General features: G+C 69.3%; 14 protein-coding genes and 3 tRNA genes. 14 read left to right on the forward strand and 3 right to left on the reverse strand.

The window, feature by feature from the left end; genetic code table 11:
* Positions 1 to 63: 63 nt before the first annotated feature.
* On the reverse strand, positions 64 to 1,374 hold the full coding sequence (locus tag ACFV6V_RS20630) for an amidohydrolase family protein (RefSeq protein ID WP_385566959.1): 1,311 nt from the start codon (positions 1,372 to 1,374) through the stop codon (positions 64 to 66).
* Positions 1,375 to 1,622: 248 nt separating this feature from the next.
* Between ACFV6V_RS20630 and ACFV6V_RS20635 the strand changes: the two genes are divergently transcribed.
* From ACFV6V_RS20635 to ACFV6V_RS20670, 8 genes are all read left to right on the forward strand, one after another.
* Positions 1,623 to 1,695 (forward strand) — tRNA-Thr (locus ACFV6V_RS20635).
* Positions 1,696 to 1,743: 48 nt separating this feature from the next.
* Positions 1,744 to 1,816 (forward strand) — tRNA-Met (locus tag ACFV6V_RS20640).
* Between the two features lie 119 nt (positions 1,817 to 1,935).
* A complete protein-coding gene (gene rpmG / locus ACFV6V_RS20645) occupies positions 1,936 to 2,100 on the forward strand; it encodes a 50S ribosomal protein L33 (RefSeq protein ID WP_003948671.1) in 165 nt (54 codons plus the stop codon).
* Positions 2,101 to 2,186: 86 nt separating this feature from the next.
* Positions 2,187 to 2,639, forward strand: a complete 453-nt coding sequence (locus tag ACFV6V_RS20650) for a MaoC family dehydratase N-terminal domain-containing protein (protein ID WP_385566962.1) — start codon at positions 2,187 to 2,189, stop codon at positions 2,637 to 2,639.
* A gap of 5 nt (positions 2,640 to 2,644) precedes the next feature.
* Positions 2,645 to 3,073, forward strand: a complete 429-nt coding sequence (locus ACFV6V_RS20655) for a MaoC family dehydratase (protein WP_385566964.1) — start codon at positions 2,645 to 2,647, stop codon at positions 3,071 to 3,073.
* 107 nt (positions 3,074 to 3,180) lie between these two features.
* Positions 3,181 to 3,747 (forward strand): TetR/AcrR family transcriptional regulator, encoded by a 567-nt coding sequence (locus tag ACFV6V_RS20660; RefSeq protein ID WP_385566967.1) that lies wholly within the window; start codon positions 3,181 to 3,183, stop codon positions 3,745 to 3,747.
* Positions 3,748 to 3,844: 97 nt separating this feature from the next.
* Positions 3,845 to 5,293: a DHA2 family efflux MFS transporter permease subunit gene (locus ACFV6V_RS20665; RefSeq protein ID WP_385566970.1), complete on the forward strand. Its 1,449-nt coding sequence runs from the start codon at positions 3,845 to 3,847 to the stop codon at positions 5,291 to 5,293.
* A 51-nt stretch (positions 5,294 to 5,344) separates the two neighbouring features.
* The gene (locus ACFV6V_RS20670; protein WP_385566972.1) at positions 5,345 to 6,400 is read left to right on the forward strand and encodes a UDP-N-acetylmuramate dehydrogenase; all 1,056 of its coding nucleotides are present in this window, start codon (positions 5,345 to 5,347) and stop codon (positions 6,398 to 6,400) included.
* Between the two features lie 78 nt (positions 6,401 to 6,478).
* Here ACFV6V_RS20670 and ACFV6V_RS20675 read toward each other — a convergent pair whose 3' ends face one another.
* Positions 6,479 to 7,498 (reverse strand): adenosine deaminase, encoded by a 1,020-nt coding sequence (locus ACFV6V_RS20675; protein WP_385566973.1) that lies wholly within the window; start codon positions 7,496 to 7,498, stop codon positions 6,479 to 6,481.
* A gap of 128 nt (positions 7,499 to 7,626) precedes the next feature.
* Positions 7,627 to 8,853, reverse strand: a complete 1,227-nt coding sequence (locus ACFV6V_RS20680) for a pyridoxal phosphate-dependent aminotransferase (protein WP_385566976.1) — start codon at positions 8,851 to 8,853, stop codon at positions 7,627 to 7,629.
* Between the two features lie 329 nt (positions 8,854 to 9,182).
* Here ACFV6V_RS20680 and ACFV6V_RS20685 point away from each other — a divergent pair.
* The 6 genes from ACFV6V_RS20685 to rplJ all read left to right on the forward strand — a co-directional run bounded on the left by ACFV6V_RS20685 (position 9,183) and on the right by rplJ (position 13,086).
* Positions 9,183 to 9,255 (forward strand) — tRNA-Trp (locus ACFV6V_RS20685).
* 106 nt (positions 9,256 to 9,361) lie between these two features.
* Positions 9,362 to 9,649, forward strand: coding sequence for a preprotein translocase subunit SecE (gene secE, locus ACFV6V_RS20690; RefSeq protein ID WP_361283385.1), 288 nt, complete (start codon positions 9,362 to 9,364; stop codon positions 9,647 to 9,649).
* A gap of 76 nt (positions 9,650 to 9,725) precedes the next feature.
* Complete coding sequence (gene nusG / locus ACFV6V_RS20695) at positions 9,726 to 10,637, forward strand: transcription termination/antitermination protein NusG (RefSeq protein ID WP_385566979.1); 912 nt, start codon at positions 9,726 to 9,728, stop codon at positions 10,635 to 10,637.
* 184 nt (positions 10,638 to 10,821) lie between these two features.
* On the forward strand, positions 10,822 to 11,256 hold the full coding sequence (gene rplK, locus ACFV6V_RS20700; protein WP_003956479.1) for a 50S ribosomal protein L11: 435 nt from the start codon (positions 10,822 to 10,824) through the stop codon (positions 11,254 to 11,256).
* 83 nt (positions 11,257 to 11,339) lie between these two features.
* Complete coding sequence (gene rplA / locus ACFV6V_RS20705) at positions 11,340 to 12,062, forward strand: 50S ribosomal protein L1 (protein WP_385566982.1); 723 nt, start codon at positions 11,340 to 11,342, stop codon at positions 12,060 to 12,062.
* Positions 12,063 to 12,555: 493 nt separating this feature from the next.
* A complete protein-coding gene (gene rplJ / locus ACFV6V_RS20710; RefSeq protein ID WP_385566983.1) occupies positions 12,556 to 13,086 on the forward strand; it encodes a 50S ribosomal protein L10 in 531 nt (176 codons plus the stop codon).
* Positions 13,087 to 13,121 lie beyond the last annotated feature (35 nt).

The raw sequence follows: 13,121 nt of genomic DNA on the forward strand, positions 1-13,121 counted from the left end.
ACCTCCCCGGCGAAGTCATGTCGAGCGTGGCGGCCACTGTCCCGGCGCACACCACGGCGACCGTCACGGCCCGGGATCCGGCCGCCCCTGCCGCGGCAGTTCGAGCGCGACGGCCGCCGCCGAGTCGCAGTACTCCCGTACCGCGCTGGTCCGCGCCACTACCCGGCCCCGGTGCACGACGATCCGGCTGTACGCGAGCGACAGCACGCCCGTCAGGTCCTGCCCGCGCACCGCGAGCAGCTCGGCCGGGAAACCCGCCTCCACGCGCACCTCGGGCAGTCCCATCGCCCGTCGCGCCGCCGTGCTGACGGTCTCGTACGCCTCCGCCGCTCGCAGCCTGCCCTGCGAGGCCAGCAGGAAGGCCGCCTCCAGCGGATCGCCGCGGCCCACCGGGTTCGCCGTGTCGCGCATGGCACCGCTGCCCGCCGCGAGCCGTACCCCCGCGGCGCGGAGCAGCCTGGCGGGGGCGGTGCCGCGCAGCTCGGCGCCGGTGCAGCCGCCCTGGGGCAGGCAGACCACGGCGACTCCGTTGGCCGCGAGCCGGTCCGCCGTACGGGACGCCACATCGGCGGGCAGGCGTGCGAGCCCCGCGCAGGGACCGATCGAGACCTCCTGCCGCAGACCGCCGGCCATGGTCGCGAGGCGGGCGAGACGGGCGGGGTCGCCGCCGTCGGTGTGCAGATCCACGGGGCAGCCGTGCTCCGCGGCCATGTCCAGCACCGTCTCCGTGTAGCCGACCGGATCCGGGTCCAGGTCGGGGCAGCCGCCGACCACGGAGGCACCCATCTTCATCGCGTCGCGCAGCATCGCGAGACCGTCGGCCCCGGCCAGGCCCGTCAGCAGCCGTGGCACGGCGACCGCGGTGAGCTCGGCCAGTCCGCGCAGTGAACGCCGCGCCTGGAGGACGGCTTCCAGCGGCTCCAGGCCCTGGACGTCCCCGATCCGCACATGGGAGCGCAGCGCCGTCGCACCGTGTCCCAGCTGGAGCAGCGCCGCCTCCGTGGCACGGCGCTGGATCTCCTCGAGGGCGCGGGAGGCGGGGCCGTCGGGCGACGGCGCGCTGAGCGCGGTGTCGCCGTGGGCATGCGGCTCGGCGGGGGCGGGCAGCAGCAGGAAGCCGTTGAGGTCCACCCGTGCCGCGTGTGCCTTCGAGGGACTCAGCGGACTCAGCGGACTGGAGGGCCCCGACGTGCCCGAGAGGCCGGAGGAGCCCGAGGGAGAGCTGAGGCTTCCGGCGGTGCCGACGGCCTCGATCCGGCCACCGCTCAGTCGTACGTCGACGGTGCGGCCGTCGGTGAGGCGGGCACCGCACAGGAGCAGCGCGGTGGAGTCGGCGGTGGCGCCGTCGGGCGGTTCCGCCTGGCTGTCGGGCATGGCGCTCCTGATGGGCGGAAGGACTGAAGGGACCGAAGGGCAGAGCACGTCAGAAGGACCCTAGGGCGGTCCGCACCGCGCTTCGAGGAGGAGCGCAATAGTCGTACCGGTGTGGCCGCGAGTGGCGTACGAGGCGGACGGGATGGCCTCCCGGGCGGCACTGTCTCCGGTGCCGCCGCCGTGCCCGAACGCCCCCGGTAAACGGATTTGGGCGATCGGTCGCCGACCGTGTAATGTCTTCATCGCTCGCCCCAATAGCTCAGTCGGCAGAGCGTCTCCATGGTAAGGAGAAGGTCTACGGTTCGATTCCGTATTGGGGCTCTGATGTTGGAAGATCCTCGCCCTCGGGCGAGGTGAATCCGACATCGAAGCGGTGTAGCTCAGTCGGTAGAGCAAGCGGCTCATAATCGCTGTGTCACCGGTTCAAGTCCGGTCACCGCTACACACAGTAGCCGATTGTGGGGTCGGTCCTCCGATCGGCTACTCTTTTATGCGCCCCCCTTGACATTGTCATGGTGGGCGCTCGCAATCAGTTCATCCGTCCGTCCAAGGAGCACTCACGTGGCTGCCACCGACGTCCGCCCGAAGATCACGCTGGCCTGCGTGGAGTGCAAGGAGCGGAACTACATCACCAAGAAGAACCGGCGTAACAACCCGGACCGTCTTGAGATGAAGAAGCACTGCCCGCGCTGCAACGCGCACACCGCGCACCGCGAAACGCGCTGAATCAGGCTCGATCACGAGGCCGCCCCCGTCACGGGGGCGGCCTCGTGTCGTTTCCGGCAACCGAGCAACACAGGAGGTAGCGAGCCATGGCGCTCGACCAGTCCTTCGTCGGGCGGACCTATCCGCCCACCGAGCCGTATGAGGTCGGCCGGGAGAAGATCCGGGAATTCGCGGAGGCGGTGGGGGACGCGAATCCCGTGTACACCGACTCCGACGCGGCCAAGCACCTCGGCCATTCCGATGTGATCGCCCCGCCGACCTTCGTTTTCGCGATCACTTTCAAGGCCGCCGGCCAGGTCGTCGAAGACCCCCAACTGGGCCTGGACTACAACCGCGTGGTGCACGGCGACCAGAAGTTCGCCTACACCCGTCCGGTGCGGGCGGGGGACCGGCTCACGGTCACCTCGACCATCGAGGCGATCAAGTCCCTCGCGGGCAACGACATCCTGGACATCCGCGGTGATGTGCACGACGAGGCGGGCGAGCACGTGGTGACCGCCTGGACGAAGCTGGTGGCGCGCGCCGCCGAGGAAGGCTGACCGAGATGGCGGCGAAGATCGCATACGCGGACGTCGAGGTCGGCACCGAACTGCCGGCGCAGAGCTTCCCGGTGACCCGCGCCACACTGGTGCGGTACGCAGGCGCATCCGGCGACTTCAACCCGATCCACTGGAACGAGAAGTTCGCCAAGGAGGTCGGGCTGCCGGACGTCATCGCGCACGGCATGTTCACCATGGCCGAGGCGGCGCGCGTGGTCACCGACTGGCTGGGCGACCCGGGAGCGCTCGTCGAGTACGGGGTCCGCTTCACCAGGCCCGTGGTCGTGCCCAACGACGACGAGGGGGCGCTCATCGAGGTCAGCGGCAAGGTCGCGGCGAAGCTCGATGACAACCAGGTGCGGGTGGACCTGACGGCGATGTCGGCCGGTCAGAAGGTGCTGGGGATGTCGCGGGCGGTCGTGAAGCTGGCCTGACGCGGCTGCGGCGAGGGGCGCGGCGAGGTCCGCGCCCTTCGCGTCGCCCGACTGCACCCAGGCGTCCCGCTTGACTTAGTTAGTGATTGAGCACTAACTTTCTCTCCATGGTTCGGATGAGTGCAGAGGAGCGGCGCGAGAGCGTCATCCGCGCGGCGATGACCGAGTTCGCGCACGGCGGCTACGCGGGTACGTCCACCGAGGCGATCGCCAAGCGGGTCGGTGTCTCGCAGCCCTATCTGTTCCGGCTCTTCCCGGGCAAGAAGGCCATCTTCCTCGCCGCGGTACAGCGCTGCATGGCGGAGATGCGCGGGGTGTTCGAGGAGGCGAGCGAGGGTCTCGAGGGCGATGAGGCCGAGCACGCCATGGCCGCGGCGTACACCCGGATCATCGACGAGCACCCCGAGCGCCTGCTGATGCAGATGCAGACCTATGTCGCCGTGGCCGCCGCCGAGGCGTCCGGTGACCACGAGTTCGGTGAGACGGTGCGTGCCGCGTGGGCCGAGCTCTGGGATGCCGCTCATCTCCCGCTCGGCGCGGACACCGAGACGACCACGCAGTTCATGGCGTACGGAATGCTGATCAACACGCTTGTCGCGATGGGGTTCCCGCCGGGCCACCGGGTCTGGGAGGGCTTCTACGCCTCCGCGCGACCGGAGCGGAAAGACCCGTAGTCGACGGGCCAGGGGGACCGTCCCGGGCCATCAGGTGCGGCGCTTCCGCGTCCAAAGAAGTTAGTCATCGATAACTAACCTCCAGGGGGAGGGCATTGTGAAGCAGCAGACGACCCGGGGCCGCGGCTCAGCCGTATGGACACTGGTCATCACCAGCGTCGCCGGATTCATGGCGGCCCTCGACAACCTCGTCGTCACCACCGCCCTGCCCTCCATCCGGGCCGACCTCGGCGGAGCACTGGCAGACCTCGAATGGACCGTGAACGCCTACACGCTCACGTTCGCCGTCCTCCTCATGACCGGCGCGGCGCTCGGTGACCGGTACGGCCGTCGCCGGCTGTTCATCGGCGGTCTCGCCCTCTTCACGGCCGCGTCCGCAGCCGCCGCGCTGTCGCCGGGCATCGACGAGTTGATCATCGCCCGGGCGGTACAGGGCGTCGGCGCCGCCGTCATGATGCCCCTCACCCTCACCCTGCTCACCGCGGCCGTGCCCGCCGCGCGCCGCGGTATGGCGCTCGGCATCTTCAGCGCCGTCACCGGTCTGGCGGTCGCGAGCGGCCCGCTCATCGGAGGCAGCCTCACCGAGCACCTGTCCTGGCAGTGGATCTTCTGGCTGAACGTACCCGTCGGGGTGGCCCTGCTGGTGCTCGCACGGCTGCGGCTCTCCGAGTCCACCGCACCGGGCGCACGGCTCGATCTCACCGGCACCGTGCTCGTCAGCGGCGGACTCTTCGGAATCGTCTACGCCCTGGTCAGCGCGCCCTCGCACGGCTGGACCAGCGCACGGGTGCTCACCGGGCTGATCGCGGGCGGAGTGCTGACCGGAGCGTTCGTCCTGCACGGCATCAAGGGGAAGCAGCCCATGCTGCCCATGCGGCTGTTCCGTGACCGCGGGTTCCTCGGTATCAACGTCGCCAGCCTGACGATGTTCCTCGGCATGTTCGGCTCGATCTTCCTGCTCGCCCAGTTCATGCAGTCGATCGCCGGCTACTCACCCACCGAGGCCGGCCTCCGGATGCTGCCGTGGACCGGAATGCCGATGATCGTCGCGCCCATCGCGGGCCTCCTCACCGACCGGATCGGCGGGCGGCCGGTCGTCTTCACCGGACTCGCCCTCCAGGCCGTGGGCCTCGCCTACTTCGCGCTGGTCCTCGAGCCCGATGTCTCGTACGCGTCCCAGCTTCCGGCACTGATCATCAGCGGTATCGGCATGGCGCTGTACTTCGCCCCGGCCGCCAACCTCGTCATGTCGAGCGTCCGCCCCGCCGAGCAGGGCATGGCGTCCGGCGCCAACAACGCACTCCGCGAGGTCGGCGGGGCCCTCGGTGTGGCGATCCTCTCCTCCGTCTTCTCCGCCCGGGGCGGCTTCGAGTCCGCCCAGGCGTTCACCGACGGCACGGTCCCGGCACTGTGGATCGGCGCGGGGGCGGTGGCGGTGGGCGCGGTGGCGGCACTCCTCGTCCCGCGCGGCAAGACGGTGGCGGTCCAGTCGGCGACCGTGGACACCGTGCCGACGGAGCCCCGCCAGGAGCGTGTGCCGGCCTGAACCCCGGCCTACGGTCCGGGCCGCCGCGGCCCGGACCGTAGGCTTGTGCCCGTGCAGGAACTCCATGACGCCCCGCTCGCCCCGCTGACCACCTTCCGCCTCGGCGGCCCGGCCAGCCGCCTCGTCACGGCCACCACCGACGACGAGGTGATCGCCAGCGTCCGCGAAGCCGACGCCACCGGCACACCGCTGCTGCTGATCGGCGGCGGGAGCAACCTGCTGATCGGTGACAAGGGCTTCGACGGCACGGCCCTGAGCATCGCCACCACCGGCTTCCACCTCGACGGCACCTCGCTGGAACTGGCCGCGGGAGAGGTGTGGACCGATGCCGTGGCCCGCACCGTGGAAGCGGGGCTCGCAGGCATCGAGTGTCTCTCCGGGATCCCCGGCTCGGCCGGTGCCACCCCGATCCAGAACGTGGGGGCGTACGGCCAGGAGGTCTCCAGCACGATCACCGAGGTGGTGGCGTACGACCGCCGGGCCGACGAGGTCGTCACCCTTCCGAACGCCGAGTGCGGCTTCTCCTACCGCCACAGCCGTTTCAAGAGCGATCCCAGCCGCTATGTCGTGCTGCGCGTCCGCTTCGAGCTGGAGGACGCGGGCGGTCAGTCCGCGCCGATCAAGTACGCCGAGACGGCCCGTGCCCTCGGTGTCGAGCCCGGCGACCGCGTCCCGGCGGCGACCGCCCGCGAGACGGTCCTCAAGCTGCGCGCCGGCAAGGGCATGGTCCTCGACCCCGAGGACCACGACACCTGGTCGGCGGGCTCCTTCTTCACCAACCCGATCCTGACCACGGCGGAGTACGAGACCTTCCTCGGCCGGGTCCGCGAGCGCCTCGGGGACGATGTGCCGCCGCCCGCCTACCCCGCGGGCGACGGCCACACCAAGACCTCGGCGGCGTGGCTCATCGACAAGGCGGGCTTCGTGAAGGGGTACGGCACGGGTCCGGCGCGCATCTCGACGAAACACACCCTCGCCCTCACCAACCGCGGCGGTGCCACCACGGAGGACCTGCTGGCCCTCGCCCGCGAGGTGGTGGCGGGGGTACGGGACGCGTTCGGGGTCACCCTCGTGAACGAGCCGGTGACGGTGGGCGTCGCGATCTGAGGCGTCGCGCGTGGGTGCGCGGCCGCACCGGGCTGGGTGCCAGGGGTTTGCCCGGTACTGAGGGCCGAGTCCCGGGGGTCAGCCCTTGACCCACTCGTCGATGCCCGAGAGCAGCCGCTCCCGCACGTCCTCCGGTGCTGCCGAACCCCGCACCGACTGGCGGGCGAGCTCTGCCAGTTCCTCGTCCGTGAAGCCGTGGTGGCTCCGCGCGATCTCGTACTGGGCCGCGAGGCGGGAGCCGAACAGCAGGGGGTCGTCCGCGCCCAGCGCCATGGGTACGCCCGCGTCCCAGAGGGTCCGCAGGGGCACGTCCTCGGGCTTCTCGTACACGCCGAGTGCCACGTTCGACGCCGGGCACACCTCGCAGGTCACCCCGCGTTCGGCCAGTCTGCGCAGCAGGCGGGGGCTCTCCGCTGCCCGGACGCCGTGGCCGATGCGGGAGGCGTGCAGGTCGTCCAGGCAGTCCCGTACGGACGCGGGGCCGGTCAGCTCGCCGCCGTGCGGAGCGGCCAGGAGTCCGCCCTCGCGGGCGATGGTGAAGGCGCGGTCGAAGTCGCGGGCCATGCCCCGGCGCTCGTCGTTGGACAGCCCGAAGCCCACCACGCCCCGGCCGGCGTACCGCACCGCGAGCCGGGCCAGGGTGCGGGCGTCAAGCGGGTGCTTCATCCGGTTCGCGGCGACCAGCACCCGCATACCGAGGCCGGTCTCGCGTGACGCGCTCTCCACCGAGTCCAGGATGATCTCCAGCGCCGGGATCAGCCCGCCCAGCATGGGCGCGTACGACGTGGGGTCCACCTGGATCTCCAGCCAGCCGGAGCCGTCCTTGACGTCCTCCTCCGCCGCCTCCCGCACCAGCCGCTGGATGTCCTCTGGCTCACGCAGACAGGACCGCGCGATGTCGTACAGCCGCTGGAAGCGGAACCAGCCGCGTTCGTCCGTCGCACGGAGCTTCGGCGGTTCGCCGCTGGTCAGGGCTTCCGGGAGGTGCATCCCGTACTTGTCGGCGAGTTCGAGAAGGGTGGTGGGCCGCATCGAGCCGGTGAAGTGCAGATGCAGATGGGCCTTGGGAAGAAGACTGAGGTCTCGGACGCGCTCCATTGCAGGATCCTGCCGCACACCCGGACCGTCAGGCACCCCCTTTCCCTGATCGGGTTCTTGCCCGAACGCAGAAACGGGTCCCCGGCCGAAGCCGGGGACCCGTCCCTTACCCGTATGCAAGCGGAACGTCAGCCCCGTGCCTCCGCGAGCAGCTTCTGCATCCGCGAGACGCCCTCCACCAGGTCCTCGTCACCGAGCGCGTAGGACAGCCGCAGATAACCCGGCGTGCCGAACGCCTCACCGGGCACGACCGCCACCTCGGCCTCCTCCAGGATCAGCGCCGCGAGCTCCACGGAGGTCGTCGGGCGCTTGCCGCGGATCTCCTTGCCCAGCAGTCCCTTCACCGAGGGGTACGCGTAGAAGGCGCCCTCGGGCTCGGGGCAGAGCACGCCGTCGATCTCGTTGAGCATCCGCACGATGGTCTGGCGACGGCGGTCGAAGGCCTCACGCATCGTGGCGACCGCGTCCAGATCGCCGGACACCGCGGCGAGCGCGGCGACCTGCGCCACGTTGGAGACGTTGGACGTGGCGTGCGACTGGAGGTTGGTCGCGGCCTTGACCACGTCCTTGGGGCCGATGATCCATCCCACCCGCCAGCCGGTCATGGCGTAGGTCTTCGCCACACCGTTGACCACGATGCACTTGTCGCGCAGTTCGGGCACCAGCGCCGGGACCGAGGTGAACTTCGCGTCGCCGTAGACCAGGTGCTCGTAGATCTCGTCCGTCAGCACCCACAGACCGTGCTCCAGCGCCCAGCGGGCGATGGCCTCGGTGTCCGCCTCGCTGTAGACCGCGCCGGTCGGGTTGGACGGCGAGACGAAGAGGACGACCTTGGTCCGCTCGGTGCGGGCGGCCTCGAGCTGCTCCACGGACACCCGGTAGCCGGTGGTCTCGTCGGCCACGACCTCCACCGGGACACCCCCGGCGAGCCGGATCGACTCGGGATAGGTGGTCCAGTACGGCGCCGGGACGATGACTTCGTCACCCGGGTCGAGGATCGCCGCGAAGGCCTCGTAGATCGCCTGCTTGCCGCCGTTGGTCACCAGCACCTGGGCGGGGTCGACCTCGTACCCGGAGTCGCGCAGGGTCTTCTCGGCGATGGCCTTCTTGAGCTCGGGCAGGCCGCCGGCCGGCGTGTAGCGGTGGTACTTGGGGTTCTTGCAGGCCTCGATGGCGGCTTCGACGATGTAGTCGGGCGTCGGGAAGTCGGGCTCGCCCGCGCCGAAGCCGATCACCGGCCGGCCTGCGGCCTTGAGGGCCTTGGCCTTGGCGTCGACTGCGAGGGTCGCGGACTCGGAGATCGCGCCGATACGGGCGGAGACCCGGCGCTCGGTGGGAGGGGTTGAAGCGCTCATGGGCCCATGGTCCCAGACCCTGTGTGACCGGGGCACAAGGGTTTCACGGAGCGGACCGGAAACGGCCGGGACCGATCGCATCGGATCCGGACGGCCACCGGAACCGGCCCGTTCGCGGTCTTCCCCGGAAGTGCTGGGCGGAACGCAGGCGGACGCAGACGGAGCGTCGACGGACGCCGACGGAACGCCGACGGAACGCCGACGGAACACGGACAGAGACGACCGTGGAGCTATCTGTTCGACGCACGGCCTCTGACCACGTACACTCTTGGCTCGTTGGCCCTCACCAACCACCTCATCCGATGCGGTAGGTTTGTGGGGAACCACAAAGGGTCGTAGCTCAATTGGTAGAGCACTGGTCTCCAAAACCAGCGGTTGGGGGTTCGAGTCCCTCCGGCCCTGCTACACACACCTTCGCCAGGATGTGTGCGCATGTACGTACGTGAATGCACCGCCGTGCGGCTCAACCGGGCGCGGCACGGCCATGACCCGGAATCAGGTGAGAGACGTGACGGACGCCGTGGGGTCCATCGACATGCCTGACGCCGAGGATGAGGCGCCCGAGGCCCGGAAGAAGACCCGGAAGGGCGGCAAGCGCGGGAAGAAGGGCCCTCTGGGGCGCCTCGCGTTGTTCTACCGCCAGATCGTCGCGGAGCTGCGTAAGGTCGTCTGGCCTACCCGCAGCCAGCTGACGACTTACACCACTGTGGTGATCGTCTTCGTCGTTGTCATGATCGGCCTTGTGACTGTGATCGACTTCGGTCTCCAGGAAGCCGTCAAGTACGTCTTCGGCTGATCCCGCGGGAGGGCGCCTCACCTGGCGCCTTTTTCGCATGTTCCACCCAATCTGTATCCAGGAAGAAGCAGCCACCGTGTCTGACCCGAACCTGAACGACGCCGTTGAGCCGCGCGTAGACGAGTCCGCTGAGGACGAGCTCGACATCGTCGAGGCGGCGGACGCTGTGGACCCGGACCAGGCTGAGGCTGCTGACGCCGCTGCGGGTGAGCCTGCCGAGCAGGCCGCGGTCCACGTCGAGGACGAGGCCGCCGCAGAGGTGGACGAGGACGAGGCCGTCGGCGAGCTGGACGACGACGAGGACGAGGTCGCCGCCGAGCTGGACGAGGACGCCGAGGCCGTCGAGGTCGAGGCCGAGCCGGAGGCTCCCGCCGACCCGGTCGCCGCGCTCCGCGACGAACTGCGTGGTCTTCCCGGTGAGTGGTACGTGATCCACACCTACGCGGGCTACGAGAAGCGCGTGAAGGCCAACCTGGAGCAGCGCGCCGTCTCGCTGAACGTCGAGGAGTTCATCTACCAGGCCGAGGTGCCCGAGGAAGAGATCGTCCAGATCAAGAACGGCGAGCGCAAGAACGTCCGGCAGAACAAGCTGCCCGGCTATGTGCTCGTCCGCATGGATCTGACGAACGAGTCCTGGGGCGTCGTCCGCAACACCCCGGGCGTCACCGGCTTCGTGGGCAACGCCTACGACCCGTACCCGCTGACCCTGGACGAGATCGTCAAGATGCTCGCCCCGGAGGCCGAGGAGAAGGCCGCCCGCGAGGCCGCGGAGGCCGAGGGCCGGCCGGCTCCGGCCCGCAAGGTCGAGGTGCAGGTGCTGGACTTCGAGGTCGGCGACTCCGTCACCGTCACCGACGGTCCGTTCGCCACCCTCCAGGCCACGATCAACGAGATCAACGCCGACTCGAAGAAGGTCAAGGGCCTGGTCGAGATCTTCGGTCGCGAGACCCCGGTCGAGCTGAGCTTCGACCAGATCCAGAAGAACTGACCGAGCCCCGGCTCACAAGCTTCTAGGTTTCCGACCAGGTCAGAACGGCTCACAGTCGTTCTGACCTGTCGGTTTTTGGCCGCGCAGCCATACCAGCTATCGTTGTGCGGTATGCCTCCATCCGGATGAGTCGGGTGGAAGCGAAGCAGTTTCAGCAAACTCTCAACTGGACCCGGAGAGAGCAATGCCTCCCAAGAAGAAGAAGGTCACGGGGCTTATCAAGCTCCAGATCCAGGCCGGCGCGGCCAACCCGGCTCCGCCGGTCGGCCCCGCGCTGGGTCAGCACGGCGTCAACATCATGGAGTTCTGCAAGGCCTACAACGCCGCGACCGAGTCGCAGCGTGGCATGGTCGTGCCGGTGGAGATCACGGTCTACGAGGACCGTTCCTTCACCTTCGTCACCAAGACTCCGCCGGCCGCCAAGCTGATCCTCAAGGCCGCGGGTGTGGACAAGGGCTCCGGCGAGCCGCACAAGACCAAGGTCGCCAAGCTGACGCGCGACCAGGTCCGTGACATCGCCACCACCAAGATGCCCGACCTGAACGCCAACGACCTGGACGCCGCGGAGAAGATCATCGCCGGCACCGCCCGTTCCATGGGCATCACGGTCGAGGGCTGACAGTCCCCCGTAAGACCTCAGTGGCAGGGCCAGGCGCTGGCCCGGACCACGAACTCCACGCCTGAGACATCACAGGAGAAGAAGTGAAGCGCAGCAAGGCTCTCCGCAACGCGGACGCCAAGATCGACCGGGAGCGCAACTACGCCCCGCTCGAGGCCGTCCGTCTTGCGAAGGACACCGCCTCCACCAAGTTCGACGGCACCGTCGAGGTCGCCTTCCGCCTGGGCGTTGACCCGCGCAAGGCCGACCAGATGGTCCGTGGCACCGTGAACCTTCCGCACGGCACCGGTAAGACCGCCCGGGTCCTGGTCTTCGCGACCGGTGACCGTGCTGCGGCCGCGGAAGCCGCGGGCGCCGACATCGTCGGCTCCGACGAACTGATCGACGAGGTTGCGAAGGGCCGTCTGGACTTCGACGCCGTCGTCGCCACCCCGGACCTCATGGGCAAGGTCGGCCGCCTCGGCCGCGTGCTCGGTCCCCGTGGTCTGATGCCGAACCCGAAGACCGGCACCGTGACCATGGACGTCGCCAAGGCTGTCACCGACATCAAGGGCGGCAAGATCGAGTTCCGCGTCGACAAGCACTCGAACCTGCACTTCATCATCGGCAAGGTCTCCTTCGACGAGACCAAGCTGGTGGAGAACTACGCCGCGGCGCTGGAGGAGATCCTCCGTCTGAAGCCGTCCGCCGCGAAGGGCCGCTACATCAAGAAGGCGACCCTGACCACCACCATGGGCCCCGGCATCCCGCTGGACTCCAACCGCACCCGCAACCTCCTCGTCGAGGAGGACCCGGCCGCGGTCTGAGCCTGACCGGCTCCCGGCTGTGAACCGGCCCCGCGCCTCTCTCCGAGGCGCGGGGCCGGTTTCTTGCGTTTGGGGTCCCGTCCGGTCCTGCGCGGACGGGAGAAGGCCGCCGACGGCGTCGGGGCGGCCCCCCGCCACGGGGCCCGCACCGCTCTCCGTCAGGGGGCAGCGTGCCGTCCTCCGTCGCGCGCGAGTCGTCCGGGAGACCGTGGGCCGGGGCCGATTTGCCTGTCGTCGACCCGTTCCCGTACTCTTCCCCAGAAGCCAAAGACCGCTGGTCGTTGCTGTGCCCCTCACAGGGTGCGGCGGCCGAAGGATCCGCTAGCTGCGGACGACCCGCGCAGGTGACTGTGGAAGAGCTCCCGGTGGGCGTGCGGAGACGCATGAGTACCGGTCGAGTCACGCCCCGTGCCTGCGCCGGGGCGTTTCGTTTTGTTCAGTCTCCTTCCTTCGCCGAAGCGGTCCTCATCACCCGGAAGGAGGCCGACGCTCTATGGCAAGGCCCGACAAGGCTGCCGCGGTAGCCGAGCTCGCGGACCAGTTCCGTAGCTCGAACGCTGCCGTGCTGACCGAGTACCGGGGTCTCACCGTGGCTCAGCTCAAGACGCTGCGCCGTTCACTCGGTGAGAACGCCCAGTACGCCGTGGTGAAGAACACGCTGACCAAGATTGCGGCCAACGAGGCCGGGATCACTTCGCTCGACGACCAGTTCAATGGTCCGACGGCGGTTGCCTTCATCACCGGTGACCCGGTGGAGTCGGCGAAGGGTCTTCGTGACTTCGCCAAGGACAACCCGAACCTCATCATCAAGGGCGGTGTCCTTGATGGCAAGGCGCTGTCCGCCGATGAGATCAAGAAGCTCGCGGACCTCGAGTCCCGCGAGGTTCTGCTCGCCAAGCTGGCGGGCGCCTTCAAGGGCAAGCAGACGCAGACTGCCCAGCTCTTCCAGGCGCTCCCGTCGAAGCTCGTCCGCACCGTGGACGCTCTTCGCGCCAAGCAGGCCGAGCAGGGCGGTGCCGAGTAATTCGGCTCGCGCATTGATCCGCGCCGCTCTCGCGC

It is taken from the genome of Streptomyces sp. NPDC059828, assembly GCF_042731955.1.
GTDB lineage: Bacteria > Actinomycetota > Actinomycetes > Streptomycetales > Streptomycetaceae > Streptomyces.